The following is a 23,031-nucleotide window of genomic DNA, read 5'->3' as shown; positions in this document are numbered from 1 at the left end:
GGACCCGGGCGGTTCAGGCCGGCTCGTCCGGGTCCGCAGCGAGGGCCCAGGCCACTTCGAGCAACGTATCGGTGGAATCCAGGTTCGCCCCGGTGATCTCCGTGAAGCGCGCGAGCCGGTAGCGGAGGGTGTTCTGGTGGACGACCAGTGCCTCGGCCGCGCGAGCCACGTTCTTGTCCGCGCTCACGTAGGCGCGGATGCTGCGCCAGATGAGCGCGCCGAACTCGCCCATCGAGTCGAGCGGCGCCCGGTAGCGGCGAAGCAGGAGTGAGGTGACGGCCTCGTCCCAGTCCACCGCGAGCCGCCAGCCGATATCCTCGATCCTGCGCCGGCCGCGAACGCCGTGTCGCCCCATCCAGTCGTAGACGCGTTCCGCCAGGTCGAACGAGGCTGCGGCCTCGGGCAACGGTGCCGCGGGGCCGAGCGCGACGACGTCCTCGGGTGCCAGTACGTCGACGGGACCGGACAGCAATCCGAAGCAGTACCCGTCGGCGACCACGACCAGGTCGCCCGCCCGCGATTCCAGGCGACGTCGCAGGGCCTCCACCGACGCGCCCTGCGCGGTGCCGGCTTTCACCGTCAGGTAGTCGATGGTGGTGTCCAGGCCGAGCTCCTCCGCCCGCGCGTGCACCTCGGAAGCCGGCAGCCTCCCGGCGAGGACCTTCTCGAGGAACTCGGCGCGCAGCTGGGAACGCCGCAGGGCGCCGGTGAGCTGCCGGCTCCGGAAGAGCGCGGCCATCTGGTTCGTCATCAGGTCGCTCAGCTGCCAGAGCACGCGAACGGCATCGAGCACCACGACGGCGTCGACGCCTTGTTCGGCCGCGATCTCGAGGAACCGTTCCTGGATGACGCTGATGGACTTGCGCCAGCCCTGGATCCCGTCCTCGACCCCGAGGCCCTGCCCGAGGCGCTCGTCGACCCGGATGGTCAGCGCCTCCACATCACGGTCGTCGACGACGGGCGAGCCGGCGAGCAGTGAGTTGCGCACGGTCTCGAGGTTCATCCGGACCGACGCCTCGATGGCGCTTCGCGGCACCACCGCGTAGGGCGGCCGTTGCTCGTCGCCGTCCTCGACCGTTCGCGCGACGAGTTCGCCGACATCGTCCATCAGCCTTGCCACGGCGTCGCGGAACGATTGCGCGGCGACATCGGCGCGCAATGCTGGTTGCTTCAAACCGGCCTCCTGTCACCGCAGTGTGCCAGACGTTGTAGCGACGTCCAATCGTCGCCGCCGACGGTTGGGGCGCTCGCCGTAGCAGCGGTGGCGGCCACATTGGACGATCGAGACGTCGGTGCACAGCGCACCCCGCCACAGCGAAGGGACGTCAGGTGTGAGGATCACCGAGTTCTTCGATCGAGGGTTTCGCCAGAACCCTGAAGGTCCGGCGTACATCATGGGCGACCGCCAGTGGACCTACCGCGAGGCGTACGCCCTGTCCTGCCGGGTGGCACAGGGGTTGAGCACCGCGCTGAAGCCGGGCGCGAAGGTCGCTGTCCTGTCGCCGAACCACCCGGAAGCCTGGATCTGCGTGCTCGGCAGCTGGCGCGCCGGGATGGTGTGGGTGCCGCTGAACCCCGCCATGCCGCCGGACGAGACGGCGGAGCTCGCCGCGGCCTTCGACTGTGAAGCCATCTTCTACCACTCGTCCATGGCAAGCGTGGTGGAGTCGCTCCGGGCCAAGTCGCCTGCGCTCCGGCTGGCCGTCTGCCTCGACCGGGAGCCGGCGGACGGCCCCGAACTGCACCGCTGGTGCGCCGCCTGCCCGGCCGAACCCCCGGAGGTGCACACCGCGATCGACGACATCGTCGCGATTTCGCCGACCGGTGGGACAACGGGCAGGCCCAAGGGCGTGATGAGCAGCCACCGCAACTTCCACACGTCCACCGCGCACCTGCTGATGCTGCTGAACTACGAGGCTCACCAGCCGATCGTCAACCTCGCGGCGGCGCCGATGACCCACACCAGCGGGCTCCTCAGCCTGCCGGCGACCGCACGGGGTGGCACGGTCGTGGTACTGGAGAAGGCCGACCACACGGTGCTCGCCGACGTGATCGAGCAGTACGGGATCACCGAGATGTTCCTGCCCCCGACGGTGATCTACCGCTGGCTCGACCACCTGGCGGGCCAGGAACGCGACTTCTCGTCGCTGCGCTACCTGATCTACGCCTCCGCCCCGATGTCGGTCGAGCGGCTCAGGCAGGCCATCGACGTCTACGGGCCGGTGATGACGGCCGCATACGGCCAGACGGAGTCGCCGGGAACGATTTCGTTGATGCGCTGCGCGGAACTCTTCGAATCGGACGGCAGCCTCAACGAGACCCGGCTCGCTTCGTGCGGCCGGCCGACCCCGCTCCTGTCCTTCGAGATCCGCGACGGCAAGGGCGATGTCGTGCCCCGGGGGACGGCGGGCGAGATCTGCGTGCGGGGGGACACGGTCATGGCGGGCTACTACGCCCAGCCCGAGCAGACGGCCGAGACGGTGGTCGACGGCTGGCTGCACACCGGCGACATCGGCCACCTCGACGACGACGGCTACTTGTACATCACCGACCGGAAGAAGGACCTGATCATTTCGGGTGGGTTCAACGTCTACCCGAGCGAGGTGGAACAGGTCCTGTGGAGCCATCCGGCGGTGGGTGACTGCGCCGTCGTCGGCATTCCGCATCCGGACTGGGGCGAAGCGGTGACCGGCGTGGTGGAGCTGCGGCCGGAGGCCGACGCCACCCCCGAGGAGCTGCTCGCCTGGTGCCGCGAACGGCTGGGTGGCATCCGGGCTCCGAAGCGCATCGACCTCGTCCGGGAACTTCCGCGCAGCCCGAACGGGAAAGTGCTCAAGAACCGCGTGCGCGAGCCGTACTGGCGTGGCGTCGACCGGCACATCTGACGCCGCCGCCGAACCCCGAAGGAGACCACCATGCCAACCGAGCCGATCCGACGGCGTCGTCGTCCACAGTGGTCAGACCTGACCGAGGTGATCGACCTGCGAGCCTTCGCCCCGCCGACGACGGAGCACCGCCTCGCCCGCGCTCACACCCTCGGGGACCTCCGCGCGATCGCCTGGCGGCGCGTTCCCCGCGCCGTGTTCGACTACGTCGACGGCGGCGCCGAGTCGGAGGTCAGCATGGCCCGTGCGCGGGCTGCCTACCGGGACGTCCACTTCCACCCGGCGGTGTTGCGCGACGTCTCCCGGGTCGCGCTCGACCGCGTTCTGCTCGGCAAGAAGTCGGAGCTTCCCGTCGTGCTCGCGCCGACGGGGTACACCAGGATGATGCACCACGAAGGGGAGGTGGCCGTGGCCCGCGCCGCCGCCCGGGCGGGCATCCCCTACACGCTGTCCACAATGGGCACGACCTCCGTCGAGGACCTCGCCGCTGCCGAACCCCTTGGCCGGAAATGGTTCCAGCTGTACCTCTGGCGCGATCGGGCGGCGGGGAAAGACCTCGTCGAACGAGCACTGGCCGCCGGCTACGACACCCTGGTGCTGACCGTCGACACCCCGGTTTCGGGCGCCCGGCTGCGGGACATGCGCAACGGCCTCACCATCCCACCGATGCTCGGCCCCCGAACGCTCGCCGACATCGCGCTCCATCCGCGCTGGTGGGCGAATCTGCTGACCACCGACCCGCTGAAGTTCGCCTCGTTCGGCTCCTGGAAGGGCACGGCCGCCGAGCTCGCCGACAGCTTGTTCGACCCCAGCGCGGGCATCGACGACCTCCACTGGCTGCGTGCCGCCTGGCCCCATTCGCTGGTGGTGAAAGGGATCCAGACCGTCGAGGACGCCCGCAAGGTGGTCGAGGCCGGAGCCGACGCCGTGGTCGTCTCCAACCACGGCGGGCGGCAGCTGGACCGGGCGGCGACGCCGTTGCGGGTGCTGCCGGAGGTTCGCGCGGCCGTCGGCGACCGGGTCGAGGTCTTCGTCGACGGCGGCGTCCGGTCCGGCGCGGACATCGCCGCGGCGATCGCCCTCGGGGCGGACGGCGTCCTGGTGGGCCGGGCCTACCTCTACGGGCTTATGGCGGGCGGCGAGCGCGGCGTGGACCGGGCGTTGAGCATCCTGCGCACCGAGCTGACCCGCACGCTCCGCCTGCTCGGGGTCGCGGAGCTGGCCGAGCTCCCCGGCCGTCACGTCACGCTGAGCGAATCGACCGGACGATGATGCTGTCCCAGCCCACAGACGGCTTCCGCCTCGCCTACGACCGGCATGGTGACCCGGCCGGCTCTCCCGTCCTGCTGGTGCACGGCTGGCCGGGTGACCGGACCGACCACGCGGCCGTGGCCGCCCGCCTCGCCGGCCTCGGCCACGACGTCGTCGTACCCGACCTGCGGGGGTTCGGGGAGTCCGACAAGCACGACCGGGATCCCGCCGGGTACTACGGCGCACCCGGCCAAGCGAAGAGCGTGGCCGGGCTGCTCGACGAGCTGGGGATCTCGGCGGCCGTGGTCGGTGGTTACGACATCGGCGGCCGCGTCGGCCTCCAGCTCGCCGTCGACCGGCCGGACCTGGTGCGCGCCCTGGTGATCACCCCGCCGGCTCCGGGTGCGGGACGACGGGTCCTCGCCGAAGAGCCGATTCGCGAGTTCTGGTACCAGTCGTTCCACCAGCTCGAACTCGCCCGCGAACTGATCGACGGCGACGTGCGCCGCGCCCGCGCCTACCTGAAGCACTTCTGGTCGCACTGGTCCGGCCCGGACCACACCGTCGACGACGAGCGGCTCGACCACCTCGCCGCCGCCTACGGCGCTCCCGGGGCGTTCGTCGCGTCGATCGGCTGGTACCGCGCCGGGAGCGGACTGGTCGCCCGCGCGCTCGCCGAGACCGAGCCGGATCCCGCCGACCGGGTCGCCGTCCCGACGACGTTCCTGTGGCCGGACCACGACCCGCTCTTCCCCCGCACGTGGTCCGACCGGCTCGACGCGTTCTTCTCGGACGTGACGGTGGTGCCCGTGCCGGGGTCCGGCCACTTCGTGCCCGTGGAAGCACCGGACGTGTTCGCCGAGGCGATCGCCGCGGTCGCGACGTAAGGCACCTCTCCATCGACGACGGGAAGCAGCAGATGTACGACGACTACGAATTCCTCAAGGTCGAGCCCGGTGCCGACCGGGTCCTGCGCATCACCATGAACCGGCCGGAGAAGCTGAACGCGTCCGGCGAGATCGGGCACGGCGAGCAGGGGCGGATCTGGCGGGAGTTCGACGACGACCCCGACATGAACGTCGCCCTGATCACCGGGGCGGGCCGGGCGTTCAGCGCGGGTGGTGACCTCGATGCGGGCAACGGTCCCGCGGGCGTCGACACCCGCGACGGCCGGGCGCTGGTGCGCAACATGATCGCCTGCCGGAAGCCGATCGTCTCCGCGATCAACGGGGTCGCGGTCGGCGGTGGCCTGGCCATCGCGCTGCTCGCCGACATCAGCATCGCCAGCGAGCGGGCGATCCTCATGGACGGCCACATCAAGCTGGGCCTCGTCGCCGGCGACCACGCCGCGCTCGTCTGGCCGCTGGCGATCGGGCTGGCCCGCTCGAAGTACCACCTGCTGCTGTGCGACCGGATCGACGGCCGGGAGGCCGCCGAGATCGGGCTGGTGGGTAAGTGCGTGCCCCACGAGGAGCTGATGCCCACCGCGAACGACATCGCGGTGCGGCTCGCCCGGGGTCCGCAGTTCGCCATCCAGGCCACCAAGGCGGCGCTGAACGACTGGTACCTGCACAACATCGGGATCTTCGAGCACTCGCTCTACATGGAGGCGCACAGCATGACCCTCCCCGACGCCGAGGCAGGCATCGCCGCGGTGCGCGGCAAGTCCGAACCGGAGTTCCCCGGGGCCGTCGGCTCCCACCGCTACTAGGAGGTCCCGCCATGCACCCGATCACCGTCTCGACCGACATCCCCCTCGAGATCGCCGTCGGCGCCGTCCCGGACGACGACCGGGTCTGGGTTCCCCAGGCACCCGGCGTCTTCTTCCGGCCCCTCTTCATCAACACCGTGACCGGCCAGTGGTGCAACCTGCTCAAGGTGACGAGGTCGGGCATCGTGTCCCGGCACCGCCATCCCGGCATCGTCGTCGGCTACGTGCTCAAGGGCGAGTGGAAGTACGACGAGCACGAGTGGACCGCGCGCGAGGGCGGGTTCGTCTACGAGCCGCCCGGCGAGATCCACACCCTCCGGGTTCCGGAGCACTGCACCGAGATGATCACGTTCTTCAACATCAGCGGCGCGATGATCTACCTCGACGACGACGGCGTGCAGATCGGCTACGAGGACGCCTTCACCAAGCTGGACATGTGCCGTGCCCACTACGCGGCCAACGGCCTCGGAGCCGGCTATGTCGACCAGTTCCGGCGCTGAGCCGGTGCGCCCGGCCCTGATGCGGGCCGCGGTGTGGACCGGGCCGGGCGCGGTGGCCGTGCGCGACGTCGAGCGTCCCCTGGCGAAGGACGGCGATGTCCTGGTCCGCGTCGAGTACGGCGGGATCTGCGGGACCGACCTGGCGATCCTCGCCGGCGCCCATCCCCGTGCCGAGGCGCCGCTGATCCTCGGGCACGAGATCGTCGGGACGGTCGAGCGGCCGTCAGCGGGCGGCGGCCCGCCCGCCGGCACCCGGGTGGCCGTCGAGCCGCTGATCGCCTGCGATCGCTGCCGGGCCTGCCGCGACGGGGCCCGGCACGTGTGCCGCAACCTGGAGCTGTACGGAATCGACGCCCCGGGTGGGCTGGCCGAGTTCGTCGCGGTGCCCGTCGACCGGGTCCTGCCCGTCGCCCCGCGGGTCGAGGCCCGGCTGGCGGCGTGGGCCGAGCCGCTCGCCGTCGCCGTGCACGCGGTCGGCCGGGCCGAGCCGGCCGCCGGGGCGACGGTCCTCGTCTTCGGCGGCGGGCCGATCGGCATCCTCACCGCCCTGGTCGCCCGGCGAAACGGTGCGGCGCGGGTCGTCGTCGTCGAGCCGAAACCCGCCCGGCGGGCCACGGCCGAACGGTGCGGCTTCGAGATCGCACCCGCCTGCCTCGACCCGGTGGCCTGGTTCCGTTCGACGAACGACGGTGAGGGCGCGGACGTCGTGTTCGACGCGGCCGGCCACCCCGCGGTCGCCGCGGTCCTCCCGGCCGCCGCGCGCGAGACCGGCTCGATCGTGCTGGTGGCGGTCTACAAGACGCCCCCGCCCGTCGACCTGCGGGCCCTCTGCTTCGCCGAGCAGCGGATCATCGGCGCCCGGGTGTACAGCCGCCGTGACTTCGCCGAGGCGGTCTCGCTCCTGGCCGGCGACGAGCTCGGCCTCGACCGGCTCCCCGTCGCGGTGCTGCCGCTGGAGTCGGTCGCGGAGGCGTTCGAGCTCGCGCAGGCCGCCGACGCACCCATCAAGGTGCTGCTGCGGACGGCCGGCGCCGAGGACGGACCGGCGAAGAACCTCGGCGTCAGCGCACGGTGATGACCAGTTTGCCCGTGGTGTGGCCGGTCTCTCCCAGGGCGTGAGCCCGGGCGCCTTCGGCGAGGGGGAAGGTGCCGGAGACCCGCGCACGGAGCTTTCCCCGGTCAGCGAGCCGGGCTACAGCGCGGATTCCGGCCTGATCGTGCTCGACGAGCAGGGTCACGGCGCGGACCTGCGCCTTCTCCGCGGCGGCCTGGGTGTCTTCGGCGACCGGCACCAGGGACACCAGGACCCCACCGGGACGGAGCACACCCACCGAACGGGTCGCGGTTTCGCCGCCGAGGGCGTCGAGGACGACGTCATACCGCTGTCCGGTGTCGGTGAAGTCCTCACTGCGGTAGTCGATGCAGGCATCCACGCCGATCTCGCGCAGGAAGTCGTGTTTGGCGGCACTCGCGGTCCCGGTGACGTGCGCGCCGCGCCCCTTGGCGATCTGCACCGCGAGATGACCGACACCGCCGGCCGCGGCGTGGATCAGCACCCGTTGCCCCGCCCGCAGGTCCGCGGTGTCGACGAGCGCCTGCCAGGCGGTGAGCGCGGCCAGCGGCAGCGCGGCCGCCTGGACGTGGCCGATCCCGGCGGGCTTGGCCGTGAAGGCGCGGGTGGGACCGGTCACGTACTCCGCGTGGGCACCGGCGCCGTGGGGGTAAGGCAGCATGCCGAACACCTCGTCACCAGCCCGGAACAGGGTGACGCCGACACCGGTCTCCACCACGGTGCCGGAGACGTCCCACCCCAGCGTCATCGGCGGTGGCGGCAGGAAAATGGGGTGAGCGCGGTGTTTGAAGTCCGTGGGGTTGAGTCCGGCCGCGTGTACGGCGACCAGGATCTCTCCCGGGCCGGGCGCGGGCCGCGCGAGTTCGGTCAGCCGCAGGACCTCGGGGCCACCAAGAGCGGTTTGGTGCAGGGCGAGCATCGTCGGGGTGCTCGTGGAGCCGGGGTGTCCGGCGGTGTCTGTCGAAGTCATGTCGTCATCCTGGGCGGGTGCCCCGATCCGGGACGATGGCAAGAAGGTCATCTTCCGATACGTTCTTGCCATGCCCTCCGACTCTGCCGCCCACAAAGTCGTCGTCCTCGCCCTCGACGGCGTCTACCCCTTCGAACTCGGTATCCCGCACCGAGTCCTGGGATCGGCCGGTGGCCGCTACGAGGTAGTGACCGCCGGCGTGGACGGGCAGCCCGTGCGCACCGACGCGGACCTGACCGTCACGCCCGGGCACGGTCCCGAGGTACTGCCCGAGGCGGACACCCTCGTCATCCCGCCGTACGCGCTCTCCCCCGCCTCGGCCGCCGCCCCGGACCCGCGGGCCGTCGCGGCCCTGTCCCGCGTGCGCCCCGGGACCCGGCTGGTGTCCATCTGCACCGGTGCCTTCCTGCTGGCGGCGGCCGGTCTGCTGGACGGGCGGCGGGCCACCACCCACTGGGCGCTGGCCGACTGCTTCCGGGACCTGTTCCCGCGGGTCGAGCTCGATGCCGGCGTGCTGTTCGTCGACGACGGCGACGTGCTGACCTCGGCCGGGGCGGCGAGTGGGATCGACGTCTGCCTGCACCTGGTGCGCCAGGACCACGGCAGCGAGGTGGCCAACCAGGTCGCCCGCCAGTGCGTCACGGCACCGTACCGGGACGGCGGGCAGGCGCAGTACATCGAACAGCACGTGCCGCCGGCGAGCGCGACCGGCACCGGGCCGACGCGTGACTGGGCGCTGCAGCGCCTCGAAACGCCGCTGTCGCTGAAAGAACTGGCCACCCACGCGGCGATGAGCACCCGCACCTTCGCCCGGCGCTTCCGGGAGGAGACCGGCATGAGTCCCGGTCGCTGGCTGACCCAGCACCGCCTGCGGCGGGCGCGGCACCTGCTGGAGTCCAGCGACCTCCCGGTGGACCGCGTCGCCCACGAGGTCGGCTTCGCCACCGCCACGTCGCTACGTCGGCACCTGGCGGCGGAGGCGGGGGTCGCGCCGTCGACCTACCGGCGCACCTTCCGCGCGTCGGCCCCGGCTCCGGGGGCGACCGGGTAAAACCAGCTTGTGCCCGGCCGGTCGCGTGTCACCCGAACTGAACAGCCTCACCGACGAACTCTCTCAACAGGGCGGCGAACTTTTGCGGTGCCTCCTGGTGCAATGCGTGGCCGACACCGGGAATCACCTGCACCTCGCCACGCCACAGCGCGGGAAAGTCCAGCTTGCGCAGGTAAGCGAGGCTCACCAGTTGTTCGGCCTCGCCGTGCACGACAGCCAGAGGTTGCTCCAGAGCCGAAACGATCGCGATCTCATCCGCGAAACGGCCCGCGCCGAGGCTGGCTCCGAGTCCCGCGCGGGCCGCACCGTCCGTGCCGAGAATGTCGGAGACGAACCCTCCGACATCGAACGACGAGCCGGCCGCGACGAAGCACCCGGCGACCGACTTCGCCTCGGGCTCGGAGACCTGGTCGCTGAACAGCGCGGCCATGGCCGGGCTCGGCAAGAACGCCTCTGCCAGTTGTGCCGGCGTCGCGACAGGCGGAGCACCGAAAACGACGAAGCCGGCCGCATCGGGCAGCTCGGGCGCTGCCTCCATGGCGATCTGCCCGCCCAGACTCCAACCGACGACGACCGCATCGGCGATCTCGAGCTCCCGCATGAAACCGGTGAGTACGGCCACGTATCCCGGCAGTGAGTAATCGGCAAGATCACGAGCCGGGCCGGAGTGCCCATGCCCCGGCAAATCCAGCGCGAAGCAGCGGAACCGCCGTCCGAAATCACCGGTCAGAAGCGGGAGCCACGTGCCGGCTGACGAGGAATTGCCGTGCACGAACACAACCGCCCGAGCGTCGTCGTCGGCCGGGCTTTTCAGGTAGGCGATTTTCGTTCCGCCGACATGCACGTCGAATCGATCCACTGAACACCTCTCGTTGTACCGGGCATTCCGCTGAACGGTGCCTCGCAGGCCCTTCAGCGGAGCTGACGGGTGAAGCACCTGGCCAGCGGCTCACCGACGTACGGCCCATATCCGTCGAACCGTTGGTAGCCCTCGCGTTCGTAGAACCGGATCGCGTCGGGCTGCTTCACGCCGGTCGACAGCACAAGCGCACTGATCCCGTGCCGTCGGGCATGGTCCTCCAGTGCCCGGAGGATACGGGTGGCCACTCCGGTGCCGCGTGCCTGCGGCGTCACGTACATCCGCTTGACTTCGGCCGAGCAGGCGCAGAGCGCCACAACCGGTCGCTTCGCCGGGTGCTGCACCACATACGCTCCTGAACTAAGTTAAGACCCACTGTCGCCCACAGTGCCTGAACTTTGTTAATGTGTCAAGCGTGGCCAAGGCCCTCTCGCAGATCACTCCCGGCACGGGCCGGCCCGACGACATAGCCGCCTACGCCCGCTCGGCCAACTGAGCCACTACCCGGTTACCGGTAGCTTGGCGACGTGGCCGAACCCGTGTCCCAGAACGCTTCCGAGGATGACCCCGATCGCTCCGAGGAGGACCAGCCCAGGCGGTCCCGCTCCGAGGAGCGCGGGGGATCCCGGCGGCGGCGAGCCAAACCCGCCAAGAAACGGTCGTTCTGGAAGGAACTGCCGATCCTGCTCGTGATCGCCCTGGTGCTCACGATCCTGATCCAGACATTCCTCGCGAAGGTCTTCATGATCCCCTCGGGATCCATGGAAGCCACCCTGCACGGGTGCCCCGGGTGCACCGGCGACCGGATCCTGGTCGACCGCGTCACCTACGACTTCACCGAACCCTCCCCGGGCGACGTGATCGTGTTCAAAGGCCCGCCGGCGTGGGACAACGAGATCCCGCCGCAGGAGTCGAGCAACATCGTCGCCGAGGGCCTGCGTGGTCTCGGTTCGCTGGTCGGGTTCGCCCCGCCGGACGAGCGCGACTTCGTCAAGCGCGTGATCGCGACCGGCGGCCAGACGGTCCAGTGCTGCGACACCCACGGCCGGGTCGTCGTGGACGGCAAGGGACTCGACGAGCCGTACGTCCACTGGAACGACCCGTCCAACCAGACGGAGCAGCCCTTCGACCCGGTCAAGGTCCCCGCCGGGACGGTCTGGGTCATGGGCGACAACCGCAACAACTCCAGAGACTCCCGGTTCCAGGGTGGCGGCGGCGTGAACGGCGCGGTCCCGGTGGACAACATCATCGGCAAGGCGCGGATCATCGTCCTGCCGCCGGGCCGGTGGGGCGGGATCACCGACCACAACCCGCAAGAAGGCGCCCAGCCGGCGGCGCTCGGCGCGCCCGCCTGGCAGAGCGGTATCCCGCTCGGGGCCGGCGTCGCGGCGGCCTGGCCGGCGTTGTTCCTGGGGCGCAAGCTCAAGTCCGGACTGCGCCGGGCGGCCGGACAGAAACCCTGGCGCGGTGACCGCTGCTGATCACCGGGTTGGTCGGCGTCGTCATCGCACAGACCGGCACCGGCACTGCTCCGACCGTCGGAGGCTAGCCTGCCTGGCATGACCTCCCCATTTCGGGAATCCGTCCCCAGCCTTCTGGACAAAGCGCTCACTTAGACTGGACGCGACCGGAGCCGGCCATCCCGGGCGGTGCGGTCTGGGAGGATCACCGGATGACGATGTCGCTGTCGGCCGAACTGTGGCCGGATGTGCAGCCCGAGACCGCGCGGCGGCTGATGCTGGCCGGGGTGGAAGCCTTCGCCAAGCGCGGCTACCACGCCACCACCACGCGGGACATCGCCGGTGCCGCCGGGATGAGTCCCGCCGCCCTCTACGTGCACTTCCCGTCCAAGGCCGCGCTGCTGTTCGCCATCAGCCGGTACGGGCACGAGCAGACGCTCGCCCTGGTGGAGAACGTCGTCGCGAAGGCGTCCGATCCGGTCGAACGGATCCGCCTCATCGTCGAGGACTTCGTCGCCTGGCACGCGCGGCGCCACACCGTCGCCCGGGTCGTGCAGTACGAGCTGCAGGCCCTGCCCGAGCAGGAGTTCGAGGTCGTCGCCGAGCTGCGGCGGCGCATCGAGCGGATCGTCCGCGAGGTCATCGCGGAGGGCGCCGAATCCGGCGTCTTCACCGTTTCCGACGCGCACATCTCGGCCCGCGCCGTGCTCTCCCTCGGCGTCGACGTCGCTCGCTGGTACACCGAACGCGCGCGTCAGACGCCCACCGCGCTCGGCAAGGAGTACGGCGGGCTCGTGCTGCGGATGCTCGGCGCGTCCCAGCCTGAGACGCCGATCACAGACTAAGCGGTCGGTCGGCCACGCGAAAAGCCAATTCGATCTTGTCCCGAGTAGCGGACACATCCTGTCCGCTACTCCTGACATGGTGGTTCCCATGACCCACCTCCTCCGCGAGACGCTCGACGGCCGGAAGCCGACGTGACGGTGCTGGACACCCGGGCGCTCAACCGCGCGACGCTCGCCCGGCAGCTGCTGCTCGAGCGCGCCGCGCTGCCGGTGCACGACGCCGTCGCGCACCTCGGCGGCCTCCAAGCGCAGGAGCCGCAGGAGCCGTTCACCGGGCTGTGGTCGCGGCTGCGCGCGTTCGACCCGGCCGCGTTGTCGGACCTGCTCACCGGGCGGCGCCTGGTGCGGACGCACCTGATGCGCCGGACCGTCCACCTGCTCACCGCCGAGGACGTCCTCGCGTGGCGGGCGCGGTTCGACGCCATGCTGCGCCAGCGCGTCCTCGGCACCTACCGCCGTGAGCTCGAAGGGGTGGACCTCGACGAGCTCGCGGCGGCGGGCCGGGCGGTGCTGGCCGACGGCGAGCCCCGGTCGATGGGCGAGCTGGCCCGGGCGGTCGCCGACCGGTGGCCCGCGTGCGGGCCGCGGCCGCTCGGCGAGATGCTCGTCGCCGCGCTGATCCCGGTGGCGCAGCTGCCGCCCCGGGGCCTGTGGCGCACCAAAGGCGGGGTGCGGAACCTGCCGCTCGCGGCGTGGCTGGGCCGGGAGATCGACCCGCTCGACCCGGACGACGGGGTCGGGCGGGCACTGGTGAAGCGGTACCTGGCCGCGTTCGGGCCGGCGGCGACCGCGGACCTGCGCGCGTGGTCCGGCCTGGCCGGGCTGCCGGCGGCGGTGAAGGCCGTGCGCGAGGAACTGGTGGCCTTCCGCGACGAGCGGGGCCGGGAGCTGCTCGACCTGCCGGACGCGCCCCGCCCCGACCCGGACACGCCGGCCCCGGTGCGGTTCCTGCCGGCGTTCGACAACGCGATCCTCGGCTACGACGACCGGACCCGCGTCATCGACGACGCCCACCGCGGGGTGTCGGTCGCGGGCGAGCGGGTGGTCCTGGTGGACGGCCGGGTCTCGGCGACCTGGACGGTGACGGCCGCGGAGGTGGTGGTGCGCCCGTTGCGGCAGCTGACCGGACCCGAACGCCGCGAGGTGGCGGCGGAGGGACGCGAGGTGGCGTCCTTCTTGAGCGACGGCGAAAGTGACCGGGCGACGGTGGGCTGAAGGTGCCCTTCAGCCGACCGCCCGGGCGAAGCGCTCGGCAACCTCACGCAGCCGCTCCACCAGGCCCGGCGGCGCCTCCTCCACCACGAAGTCGTAGCCCCACTGGGCCAGGTAGTACGGGACCGTGTCCAGGGTGTTCGCCCCGGTCCGCACCCGGCAGCTGCGCTCGTCGATCGGCTCCACCGCGCCGCTCGCCGGCGGGATCCGGCGGGACAGCTCCGACGCCGGCGCCGCCACCCGCAGCACGAACTGGTGCGGGTAGGGCGCCGACGAGATCTGGTGCGACACGTACGCCGCCAGGTCCTCCGCCGGGGGTTCGCGCGGCGTGAACCGGAAGCTCGGGGCCGGCACACCCGTGATGCGGTCCACGCGGAACGTGCGCCAGCCGGCGCGGTCCAGGTCGAACGCCACCAGGTACCAGCGCCGCCCGGTGTGGACCAGACGCAGCGGCTCGACCTGCCGTTCCGTCTCCGTGCCCGCGCGGTCGCCGTAGGGGAACCGCAACCGCTCGTGGTCGCGGCAGGCGGACGCGATCACGGTCAGCACCGACGCGTCGACCGTCGGGCCGCCGCCCGGCAGCGACATCGTCGCCGCCTGCAACGCGCCCACCCGCGGCCGCAACCGGGCCGGCAGCACCTGCTCGAGCTTCGCCAGCGCCCGCACCGACGTCTCCTCGATGCCGCTGACCGTGCCGCTCGCCGCCGTGCGCAGGCCGACCGCGACCGCGACGGCCTCGTCGTCGTCCAGCAGCAGCGGCGGCAGCGCGGCACCCGCGCCGAGCCGGTAGCCGCCGGCGACGCCCGGTGTCGCGTGCACCGGGTAGCCGAGGGAACGCAGCCGCTCGATGTCGCGGCGGATCGTGCGGACGTCGACCTCGAGCCGCGACGCGAGGTCCGCGCCCGGCCAGTCGCGCCGCGCCTGCAGCAGGGAAAGCAGCCTGAGCAGGCGTTCCGAAGTGCCGTACATGGCACGCAGTGTGCCAGACATCGAGGACAGTTCCGGTCCGCGATCCACCTGAGGTGGTCAAACCCTTGCCACGGACCGCGCCGGGCGGAAAGAGTGACGCATGCCGATCGACCCTGGCGCCCTGCTCGCCGTCGCCCGTGAAGAAGCCGAACTGGGCAAGGCCGAGGGCGGCGTGCCGATCGGGGCCGCGCTGTTCGACACCGCGGGCACGCTGCTGGGCCGCGGGCACAACCGGCGCGTGCAGGACGACGACCCCTCGATGCACGCCGAGACTTCGGCGTTCCGCAACGCCGGGCGCCGCCCGCACTACCGCGACACGATCATGGTCACCACGCTTTCGCCGTGCTGGTACTGCAGCGGGCTCGTCCGTCAGTTCGGGATCGGGCGCGTCATCATCGGCGAGGCGGCGACGTTCCACGGCGGGCACGACTGGCTCGCGGAACTCGGCGTGGAGATCACCCTGCTCGACGATCCCGCGTGCACCGCGCTGATGACGGAGTTCATCGCCGCGCGCCCGGACCTGTGGTCCGAGGACATCGGGGTCGAGAAGTCCGGATAGGACAGTGTTTCACCGAGGAGCAGGCATGCCGTCAACCGTTCCGCTCGTGGACCTCTCACCGTGGTTCGCGGGCACGTCCGAAGGTCGCGCCGAGGTGGCCGGGCAGATCGACCACGCGCTGCGCGAGTCCGGCTTCCTGCTGGTCACCGGGCACGGCGTGCCGGACGACCTGCGCCGCCGGACGCGTGAGCTGGCGCGGGAGTTCTTCGCGCTGCCAGTGGACGTCAAGCAGCGCTACGCCGTCACCGTCGGCGGCCGCGGCTGGCTGCCGCCGGGCGTCGAGGCCAACGGCTACGCCGAGGGCACCGAGACACCGCCGGACCTCAAGGAGTCGTACTCGGCAGGCGCCGACTTCGGCGTCGGCGTTGCCGAAATCGACGGGTTCTGGTTCCAGCCCAACGTCTGGCCGGACGAGGTGCCGGGGCTCGCCGAGACGGCCACGGAGTACATGCGCCGGATGCGGGCGCTGTCGGACCACCTGCTCGAAATCTTCGCCGCGGCGCTCGGCCTGGCCGCGAGCCACTTCACGCGCCACACCGCGCAGCCGACGTACACGTTCAACATCAACTGGTACCCGCCGATGACCCACGTCGGCGCGCCCGAACCGGAGCAGTTCCGGATCGGCCCGCACACCGACTTCGGCACGGTGACGGTGCTCGACCGCCAGGCCGGCGTCGGCGGGCTGCAGGTCTACACGGACGGCGGCGAGTGGGCGGACGCGCCGTTCCACCCCGACGCGTTCACGGTCAACATCGGCGACCTGATGGCCCGCTGGACGGGCGACCGGTGGCGTTCGACGCGCCACCGCGTCCTGCCCCCGGCCGCTTCGGCCCCCGACGAGGACCTCGTGTCGCTGATCTTCTTCTACGAGACCGATTACGACGCGCGGATCACGTCACTGGCGCCGCCGCTGGGCAAGCGGACGTACCCGGAAGTGATCGCGGCGGACTACCTGCGGGAGAAGCTGAACGCGATCACGGTCACCTGAGGCCCGAGTCGGGGTCGGCGCAGATCGTGCGGTTGCGGCCCGCCGCCTTCGCGCGCAGCACCGCCGCTTCCGCCGCGAGCAGTGCGTCCGCGAGCAGCCCGTCCGCGCAGCCCGCGACGCCGATCGACACCGTCACGCCGACGAACTGGGGCCCGTCGCCCGAAACCTTCAACGCCACCAGCGTCGAGGCGACCTTCAGCCGGATCCGCTCGGCGATGGCCATCGCGTCGAAGCGGCCGGTGCCGGGCAGCAGCACCGCGAACTCCTCGCCGCCGGACCGGCCCACGAGATCGGCCGAGCGGACTTCGTCGCGCAGGGTGTCGGCGACCGCGCGCAGGACGGCGTCGCCGACGCGGACGCCGTAACGGTCGTTGAGCTGGCGGAAGTGGTCGAGGTCGAGCAGCAGCACGGCCTGGCCGGGACCGTGGCGGCCGAGCCGGGTCAGCTCGGCTTCGGCGGCGCCGCGCCACGACGCCGCGGTCAGCACGCCGGTGCCGGGGTCGAGGGTGACGTGGTCGCGGCGGCCGCGGCCCAGCCCGCCGCGGTGCAGCACGACGGTGGCGCCGGCCAGCAGCGGGACCAGCAGCGGCGCGGCTTGCACGGCCCAGGCGAGCGGCAGGGCGGACGCCGTCATCGCGGCGTCGAAAGCGTGTCCCGGAAGAGCTTCACGGGGCCGGCGGGGACCGTCGGCGGCGGTCACGAGCGCGGCGTTCACCGCCAGGAACACCACGCCGGCGACGGTCAGCAGGACGACGGTGCGGGCGTCGAGGACCTCGCCGAGCGGCCGGACGCGGGTCGCGGTGAGGAACGCGCCGGCGACGAGGCCGGCCAGCGCCGTCGCGGCGGCGCCGAACACCTGCCGGTACACGGGTCTTCTGCGGACCCGGAACCACTGGTGCAGCGCGGAGAGCACGACCAGCGCGACGGCGAGGCCCGGCCGGAGCACCAGTACGCCGGCGAAGATCCACGGGGTGTCGACGCCGGGGCCGAGGAGCGTCTCCTCGCGGTGGCGTTCGACCGCGCGGGCGAGCTCGGCCGACACCAGCATCCCGCCCAGGAGCAGCGCGAACGGCGCCAGCATGGTGGCGAGCGGCGGGAACCGGAGGGCCGCGAGCACGGTGGCGGCGACGGCGAGCGTGTCGATCGCGACGAGGTAGAGGACCTGACCGCGGCGCGGCAGCCGCCACAGTGCCCACCGCCGCAGCGCCCAGCGCCGCAGGACGACGGCGGGCAGGAACCGGCCCGGGCGGCGTCCCCCGCCGGCGGCGACCGAATCCCCCACCATTTCGGCAAAGTAGCCGGAATGCGGGGCGCTGTCACTCCGCCTTCAGGGGAATCTCACGTCCCCGACGCTGAGGAGCCGCGTACGCACGGTGAGTCATATTTCCGACCCTCGGAGGGTTGACAGCCAACATTGGTCTAGTCCACTGTGTGGTGGCACAGCGCTCCTCCCGGGATGATCCCGCCGCCTCAAACCGGAGGTGCTCCAACCTGCTCGCTTGGAGGACCCCATGCTGCACCGTTCATCGTCGATCCGACCAGCGTCGAGCCGCCTGCGCCGGCTGGTGACCCTCGCGGTCGCCGCCGGAGCCGCGATGGCGACGGCGGTCGGCCTCGCCCCGCAGGCCATGGCCGCGGTCGACCCCGTGCTCGCCTCGCCGTACCTGTACCAGTGGGGCGGGCAGACCAGCCCGACCGCGGCGATGTCGGCCACCGGCGTGAAAGCGTTTACCCTCGCGTTCGTCCTGTCCGACGGCACCTGCAACCCGAAGTGGGACGGCAGCCGCTCGCTGACCGGCTCGGACAAGACGATGATCCAGAACATCCGCAACGCGGGCGGGGACGTGATCCCCTCCTTCGGCGGCTGGTCCGGCACGAAACTGGGCTCGAAGTGCACGTCGGCGTCGGCGCTGGCCGGCGCGTACCAGAAGGTGATCGACGCCTACGGCCTCAAGGCGATCGACCTCGACATCGAGAACACCGACGAGTTCCAGAACAACACGGTGCAGGACCGCATCCTCAACGCGGTCAAGCTGACCAAGCAGAAGAACCCGAACCTGAAGGTCGTCATCACCATCGGCACCACGACGACCGGCCCCGATTCGTGGGGCCAGCGCCTGATCAACCAGGCCAAGGCGATCGGCGCGGGTGTGGACGTCTGGTCGGTCATGCCGTTCGACTTCTCCAGCGGCGGCGACATGGCCGCGCTGACGAAGTCCGCGGTCGACGGGCTCAAGAACCAGCTCAAGACCACGTTCGGCTGGAACGACGACACCGCCTACCGGCACAGCGGCCTCTCCTCGATGAACGGCAAGACCGACAACGCGGGCGAGACGGTCACGGTGGCCAACTTCAACTCCATCCGCGGCTACGCCACGAGCCACCACCTGGCCCGCTTCACGTTCTGGGCCACCAACCGCGACTGCAGCGGCGGCGGCGAGTGCAGCGGCATCACGCAGGACAAGTACGCGTTCACGAAGATCGTCGCCGGGTACGCCGGCTGACGCGAGACCCGTAGTGGGGCTGTCGAAGACCCTCTCACCGGCATCGGGGCCGGTGAGGGGGTCTTCGCGGGTTCCCGGCCGGCGAAACCCGTTCCGGTCACCGGGAACCGGGTTCGGCGAGCCGGAACGCAGTGAATGACTCATTCCCGGCGTCCGGCGCGGTGAATGACTCATTCCTGGCGTTCGGACACGCTCCCGGTCTCAGCGCACCGGCGTGCCGTCACGGCGGCAGCCGTAGGGGTAGCACCGGTAGTCCGGGTAGCCCGGGGTGAACTTCGGGAGGGTGACCGTCGTCGTCGGGGACGGCGGCAGGTCGACCGTCACGGTCGGCGTGGGGGTCGGCGTCGGTGTCTGGCGTGCGTGCATCACCACCGGCGACGGTGTCGTCGTCTGAGTAGGCGCGGCGATCACGCTCGACGTCGGGACGCCGGTGGCCGGCTGCAGCTGCGGGAATCGCGTGGACCCCGGGACGGGGTCGCTCCGCGTCGCCAGGACGAGCACGAGCCCGCCGAGCACCACGATCACCGCCGACGCCAGCGCGATCCGGCCGGCCGCACCGCGCGGCTCGTCCTCGGGATCACGCCGGGCGGCTGCCTCGGCCGAGCGCGAACCGGGTTTGCGCGGCCGCGCCCCGGCCTTGTGCAGCAGTTCGTCGACCGTGACCCGGTCCCGCCGCCTGCGCGCCCTGCGCGTCATGCACGACCTCCACCCCATCGCTGATCCCGTGGATCGTAGAAAGCCGCGCGGCAAATGTAAACGCGCTGATCGCAGCGGTCTCGTTACCGGTTCGAGACATCCGGATCACGCTCCCGGCCGTAGTCGTCAACGAGGCGAGAGCCGCCGCAGGAGAGCGCCCGCGCGCCGGGTCACGGGCGTGAACTCCGGGAGCTTCAGCAGCGCCAGCAAACCGAACGGGACGGCCATCCCGAGCAAGGTCTGGACCGGCAGTTTCACCCAGGCGGCGGGGATCGTGCCGAGCGAGCCGGGCACGGCGTAGCCGGCGAGCACCGCGGCCCCGACGCCGAGGGCGCTGGCGGAGAGGGTGATCAGCCCGACCCGCAGGGACCGCTTGCTGCGCAGGTGCCCGAGCCGCACCCACAGCCAGACCTGGCCGAGGACGGCGCCGACGACGAACCCGGCCCCGTTCACGAGCATCACCCCGAGGACCATGTGGTCGCCGTCGAGCAGCCCGCGGCAGAGCAGCAGCAGCGGGATCTTCACGGCGGTCATCACGAGCATGATCAACGTGGGCGTGCGAGCGTCCTTCATGGCGTAGAAGACCCGCAGCTGCAACATGACCAGCGCGAAGGGCAGCAGCCCGACCGCGGAGACGGCCAGGGTCTGGCCGAGCCGCTCGGCGTCGTCGAGGGTGCCGCGGCCCCACGTGAAGATCGCGATGCCGACCGGCGTGCCGACCACCGCCAGCACCGCCGAGATCGGCACGAACAGGACCGTCGAGATGCGGGAGGCGAGCGAAAGGTCGCCGACGAGCGAAACCGTGTCGCCGTCCGCGGCGGCGCGGCTCATCCGCGGCATCAGCGCGGTCAGCAGCGAGACGCCGAGGATCCCGTACGGGAGCTGGAAGAGCAGGGACGCGTAGCTGTAGGCCGTGACGCCACCGCTGGTCCCGTAGGTCAGCACGCGGGTGGTGACGACGAACCCGACGTGACTGACCACGACGTAGCCGAGGATCCACGCGGCGAGCCCGCCGAACTCGCGGATCCGCGGGTCGAAGCCCCAGCGCCAGCGGAACCGGAAACCGGTGCGCCGCAGGGCGGGGATCAGCACCAGCGCCTGCACGACGATGCCGAGCGTGGTGCCGAGGCCGAGCACCAGCAGCTTCGGGTCGCTCATCCGGACCGGATCCAGCGTCAGCTCCCCCGGCACGACGGCGAACACGACGAGCGTGGCGGTGACGACGACGTTGTTCAGCACCGGCGCCCAGGCCGGCGGGCCGAAGACGTTCTGGGCGTTGAGGATCGCCGAAAGCAGCGCGAAGAGGCCGTAGAACAGGATCTGCGGCAGCAGCAGGTACGCGAGCGCGGTGGTGAGCCCCGGATTGGCCGTCGGAGACGATTTGTCGACGTAGAGCGAGGTGAACAGCGGCGCGATCGCCACCGCGACGGCCGTGCCGACGGTGAGCAGCACCAGCCCCATCGTGATCAGCCGCTGGGTGTAGGCGCGGCCGCCGTCCGGGTCGTCCTGGGAGCGGACGAGCAGCGGCACGACGACGCTGGCGAGCACACCGCCGAAGAGCAGCTCGAAAACGATGTTGGGCAGGGTGTTCGCGACGGTGAAGGAGTCGTTGACGACCCGGGTGCCGACCACGGCGGCCAGCAGCAGCTTCGCGACGAACCCGGTGATCCGGCTGACGGTCGAGGCGACGGCCATCCGCCCGCTCGAGCGGGCCAGCGACGAGCCGGCGCCTTCGCCGCGGCCGGCCGAGACCGGCGACGCGGGCGGCCGCGCGACGATCTGGGTGGCGAACTCGTCGTAGGGCCGCCGGGAGACGTCGGGGTCGCGGGTCGGCCAGTGGGCACCGCGCAGATCGCTGGGGAGGAAGACCGTCGCCTCGTCGTCCACCGGTGGTGGGGGTTCCGCCATGGCTCAAGCCTGCCAGGTCGGGATCGCGCACGGGATACCGAACACGTGTTCGGAGCCGGGACGCTCCGTAACGCGCCTGCGGCTGCTCAGGCGGCCGCGGTGATCTCCAGCGCGGCACGGCCGGCTTCGGTCAGCTCAGCCGTGACGCGCCCGGCGGCGACCTCGACGGCGGGACGCAGGTAGCCGCCGTGGGCCAGCGCGTGGGCCGTCATTTGATCGCAACAGGCGAATCCGTCGATGAAGAGATCGGGCTCGCAGCTGCACGACATCTGAGCACGGCCCGCTGCCACCGCCTTCAGCATCGCCATCGCGCGGTGGGTGAGCTCGACTCCTGAACCGGACACCGGACTGCCTTCCTTCGAAAATCGCTACTACCAGTCATTCGCCCATTGGGCCGATTGTGTTACTTACGGCACTATGACGTTTCGGAGCCGGTCGAGGTTCCGATGGGTCGCGGTTCTCGGTGAGCGGTTCGGCGGTCACGGTGAGCGGTTCAGGCGTCCCGCGGTCACCGGCGTGGTTCGAGCTTCAGGTCGCCGCGCATCACCGCCCGGATGTGGTCACCGGCGAGCAGGTCGTGCGGGTAGCCGAGGTCGATCGCACTGGCCTCGTCGAGCCGGACCAGCTGGGCCTCGGTGAACTCGACCTCCAGCGCACCGAGGTTGCCCTCCAGCTGCCCGGGCGTGCGGGCGCCGATGATCGGGGCCGTCACGCCCGGGTTCTGCAGCGTCCACGCCAGCCCGACCTGCGCGGGGGTGTGGCCCAGCTCGGTGGCGATCTCCGTCACGACGTCGGCGATGGCGAGGTTCCGTTCGGTGACCATCCCCAGGCCGGCGTTGAAGCTGCGGCGGGTGCCGGCCTCCGGCGCGGCATCGCGGTACTTGCCGGTCAGCAGGCCGCCCGCCAGCGGCGAGAACGGTGTCACCCCCAGCCCCATCGCCCGCGCCATCGGGATCAGGTCGCGTTCCGCGGCTCGGTTGATCAGGTTGTACTCGACCTGCAGCCCGACCAGCGGCGACCAGCCGCGCAGGTCGGCGATCGCCTGCATGCGCGAGATCTCCCAGGCCGGGGCGTTGGACATCGCGACGTACAGCACCTTGCCCTGGCGGACGAGGTCGTCCAGGCCGCGCAGGATCTCCTCGACCGGGGTCGCGAAGTCCCACACGTGCAGGTAGAGCAGATCGAGGTAGTCCGTGTTCAGGCGGGTCAGGCTGGCTTCCACGGACGCGAACAGGCTCTTGCGGTGCGAGCCCGCGGAGTTCGGGTCGCCGGGCCGGCGCAGGGTCGTGTACTTCGTGGCCAGCACCAGGCTTTCGCGGCGGTCGCGGGCGAACTCGCCCAGCTGGCGCTCGGCACTGCCGTCCGTGTAGGTGTTGGCGGTGTCGATGAAGTTGCCGCCGCGCTCGACGTAGGTGTCGAACAGCTTGCGCGCCTCGGCCTTCCCGGCACCCCAGCCCCACTCGGTGCCGAAGGTCGCCGTGCCCAGCGCCAGCGGGGAGACCCGCAGCCCCGAGCGGCCCAGCAGCCGGTAGCTGTCCAGGGTGAGTGCCATGGAGTCCTCCTTTGATCCGTTGTCGACAGCGAGTCTCCG

At 71.4% G+C, this 23,031-nt stretch carries 23 protein-coding genes; 13 read left to right on the top strand and 10 right to left on the bottom strand.

Annotated features, from left to right (window positions below):
* Positions 1–13: 13 nt before the first annotated feature.
* Positions 14–1,174, bottom strand: a complete 1,161-nt coding sequence (locus AB0M83_RS16300) for a helix-turn-helix domain-containing protein (protein WP_364517652.1) — start codon at positions 1,172–1,174, stop codon at positions 14–16.
* A 118-nt stretch (positions 1,175–1,292) separates the two neighbouring features.
* On the opposite strand from AB0M83_RS16300, the gene AB0M83_RS16295 reads away from it, so the two are divergent.
* The 6 genes from AB0M83_RS16295 to AB0M83_RS16270 are packed head-to-tail and all read left to right on the top strand — an operon-like array spanning position 1,293 to position 7,422.
* Positions 1,293–2,885, top strand: coding sequence for an AMP-binding protein (locus AB0M83_RS16295; RefSeq protein WP_364517650.1), 1,593 nt, complete (start codon positions 1,293–1,295; stop codon positions 2,883–2,885).
* A gap of 45 nt (positions 2,886–2,930) precedes the next feature.
* Positions 2,931–4,157 carry an alpha-hydroxy acid oxidase gene (locus AB0M83_RS16290; protein ID WP_364517696.1) on the top strand — a complete coding sequence of 409 codons (1,227 nt, stop codon included), beginning with the start codon at positions 2,931–2,933 and terminating at the stop codon, positions 4,155–4,157.
* Entirely contained in the window at positions 4,154–5,023 is an 870-nt protein-coding gene (locus AB0M83_RS16285) for an alpha/beta hydrolase (RefSeq protein ID WP_364517648.1), read from the top strand. The genes AB0M83_RS16290 and AB0M83_RS16285 overlap by 4 nt, the downstream gene beginning before the upstream one ends.
* A gap of 32 nt (positions 5,024–5,055) precedes the next feature.
* A complete protein-coding gene (locus AB0M83_RS16280) occupies positions 5,056–5,847 on the top strand; it encodes an enoyl-CoA hydratase/isomerase family protein (protein ID WP_364517646.1) in 792 nt (263 codons plus the stop codon).
* Between the two features lie 11 nt (positions 5,848–5,858).
* Complete coding sequence (locus AB0M83_RS16275) at positions 5,859–6,347, top strand: 2,4'-dihydroxyacetophenone dioxygenase family protein (protein ID WP_364517644.1); 489 nt, start codon at positions 5,859–5,861, stop codon at positions 6,345–6,347.
* On the top strand, positions 6,325–7,422 hold the full coding sequence (locus AB0M83_RS16270; RefSeq protein ID WP_364517642.1) for an alcohol dehydrogenase catalytic domain-containing protein: 1,098 nt from the start codon (positions 6,325–6,327) through the stop codon (positions 7,420–7,422). The genes AB0M83_RS16275 and AB0M83_RS16270 overlap by 23 nt, the downstream gene beginning before the upstream one ends.
* Here the strand turns inward: AB0M83_RS16270 and AB0M83_RS16265 are convergent.
* Positions 7,409–8,338, bottom strand: a complete 930-nt coding sequence (locus AB0M83_RS16265) for an NADP-dependent oxidoreductase (RefSeq protein ID WP_364517694.1) — start codon at positions 8,336–8,338, stop codon at positions 7,409–7,411. The two genes, AB0M83_RS16270 and AB0M83_RS16265, sit on opposite strands and share 14 nt — an antisense overlap.
* A 121-nt stretch (positions 8,339–8,459) precedes the next feature.
* On the opposite strand from AB0M83_RS16265, the gene AB0M83_RS16260 reads away from it, so the two are divergent.
* Positions 8,460–9,440, top strand: coding sequence for a helix-turn-helix domain-containing protein (locus AB0M83_RS16260; RefSeq protein ID WP_364517641.1), 981 nt, complete (start codon positions 8,460–8,462; stop codon positions 9,438–9,440).
* A 28-nt stretch (positions 9,441–9,468) separates the two neighbouring features.
* Here AB0M83_RS16260 and AB0M83_RS16255 read toward each other — a convergent pair whose 3' ends face one another.
* Together AB0M83_RS16255 and AB0M83_RS16250 are read right to left on the bottom strand one after the other, a co-directional pair.
* The gene (locus tag AB0M83_RS16255; RefSeq protein WP_364517639.1) at positions 9,469–10,299 is read right to left on the bottom strand and encodes an alpha/beta hydrolase; all 831 of its coding nucleotides are present in this window, start codon (positions 10,297–10,299) and stop codon (positions 9,469–9,471) included.
* Between the two features lie 53 nt (positions 10,300–10,352).
* Positions 10,353–10,646 (bottom strand): GNAT family N-acetyltransferase, encoded by a 294-nt coding sequence (locus AB0M83_RS16250; protein WP_364517637.1) that lies wholly within the window; start codon positions 10,644–10,646, stop codon positions 10,353–10,355.
* A 180-nt stretch (positions 10,647–10,826) separates the two neighbouring features.
* Between AB0M83_RS16250 and lepB the strand changes: the two genes are divergently transcribed.
* The 3 genes from lepB (at position 10,827) to AB0M83_RS16235 (ending at position 13,819) form a co-directional block, all read left to right on the top strand.
* Complete coding sequence (lepB, locus tag AB0M83_RS16245; protein ID WP_364517635.1) at positions 10,827–11,780, top strand: signal peptidase I; 954 nt, start codon at positions 10,827–10,829, stop codon at positions 11,778–11,780.
* A 191-nt stretch (positions 11,781–11,971) separates the two neighbouring features.
* Positions 11,972–12,604, top strand: a complete 633-nt coding sequence (locus AB0M83_RS16240) for a TetR/AcrR family transcriptional regulator (RefSeq protein ID WP_364517633.1) — start codon at positions 11,972–11,974, stop codon at positions 12,602–12,604.
* A 132-nt stretch (positions 12,605–12,736) separates the two neighbouring features.
* Positions 12,737–13,819, top strand: a complete 1,083-nt coding sequence (locus AB0M83_RS16235; RefSeq protein WP_364517631.1) for a winged helix DNA-binding domain-containing protein — start codon at positions 12,737–12,739, stop codon at positions 13,817–13,819.
* A 9-nt stretch (positions 13,820–13,828) separates the two neighbouring features.
* On the opposite strand, the gene AB0M83_RS16230 is transcribed toward AB0M83_RS16235, so the two are convergent.
* Entirely contained in the window at positions 13,829–14,785 is a 957-nt protein-coding gene (locus AB0M83_RS16230; RefSeq protein ID WP_364517629.1) for a YafY family protein, read from the bottom strand.
* Positions 14,786–14,885: 100 nt separating this feature from the next.
* Between AB0M83_RS16230 and AB0M83_RS16225 the strand changes: the two genes are divergently transcribed.
* Positions 14,886–15,344, top strand: a complete 459-nt coding sequence (locus tag AB0M83_RS16225; protein ID WP_364517627.1) for a nucleoside deaminase — start codon at positions 14,886–14,888, stop codon at positions 15,342–15,344.
* Positions 15,345–15,369: 25 nt separating this feature from the next.
* The gene (locus AB0M83_RS16220; protein ID WP_364517625.1) at positions 15,370–16,332 is read left to right on the top strand and encodes a 2-oxoglutarate and iron-dependent oxygenase domain-containing protein; all 963 of its coding nucleotides are present in this window, start codon (positions 15,370–15,372) and stop codon (positions 16,330–16,332) included.
* On the opposite strand, the gene AB0M83_RS16215 is transcribed toward AB0M83_RS16220, so the two are convergent.
* Positions 16,325–17,617 carry a GGDEF domain-containing protein gene (locus tag AB0M83_RS16215; RefSeq protein ID WP_364517623.1) on the bottom strand — a complete coding sequence of 431 codons (1,293 nt, stop codon included), beginning with the start codon at positions 17,615–17,617 and terminating at the stop codon, positions 16,325–16,327. The genes AB0M83_RS16220 and AB0M83_RS16215 overlap by 8 nt on opposite strands.
* 310 nt (positions 17,618–17,927) lie before the next feature.
* On the opposite strand from AB0M83_RS16215, the gene AB0M83_RS16210 reads away from it, so the two are divergent.
* Positions 17,928–18,836, top strand: coding sequence for a chitinase (locus AB0M83_RS16210; RefSeq protein WP_364517692.1), 909 nt, complete (start codon positions 17,928–17,930; stop codon positions 18,834–18,836).
* 201 nt (positions 18,837–19,037) lie between these two features.
* Here AB0M83_RS16210 and AB0M83_RS16205 read toward each other — a convergent pair whose 3' ends face one another.
* The 4 genes from AB0M83_RS16205 to AB0M83_RS16190 all read right to left on the bottom strand — a co-directional run bounded on the left by AB0M83_RS16205 (position 19,038) and on the right by AB0M83_RS16190 (position 22,992).
* Positions 19,038–19,532, bottom strand: a complete 495-nt coding sequence (locus AB0M83_RS16205) for a hypothetical protein (RefSeq protein ID WP_364517622.1) — start codon at positions 19,530–19,532, stop codon at positions 19,038–19,040.
* Positions 19,533–19,658: 126 nt separating this feature from the next.
* Entirely contained in the window at positions 19,659–21,440 is a 1,782-nt protein-coding gene (gene murJ, locus AB0M83_RS16200; protein ID WP_364517620.1) for a murein biosynthesis integral membrane protein MurJ, read from the bottom strand.
* An 86-nt stretch (positions 21,441–21,526) separates the two neighbouring features.
* Complete coding sequence (locus AB0M83_RS16195) at positions 21,527–21,784, bottom strand: hypothetical protein (protein WP_364517618.1); 258 nt, start codon at positions 21,782–21,784, stop codon at positions 21,527–21,529.
* Positions 21,785–21,948: 164 nt separating this feature from the next.
* Positions 21,949–22,992, bottom strand: coding sequence for an aldo/keto reductase (locus AB0M83_RS16190; RefSeq protein WP_364517616.1), 1,044 nt, complete (start codon positions 22,990–22,992; stop codon positions 21,949–21,951).
* Positions 22,993–23,031 lie beyond the last annotated feature (39 nt).

The sequence above is a fragment of the Amycolatopsis sp. NPDC051106 genome, from assembly GCF_040682775.1.
GTDB lineage: Bacteria > Actinomycetota > Actinomycetes > Mycobacteriales > Pseudonocardiaceae > Amycolatopsis.
Note: the sequence above shows the minus strand (reverse complement) of the source record. Positions and strands in the feature narration are given on the sequence as shown.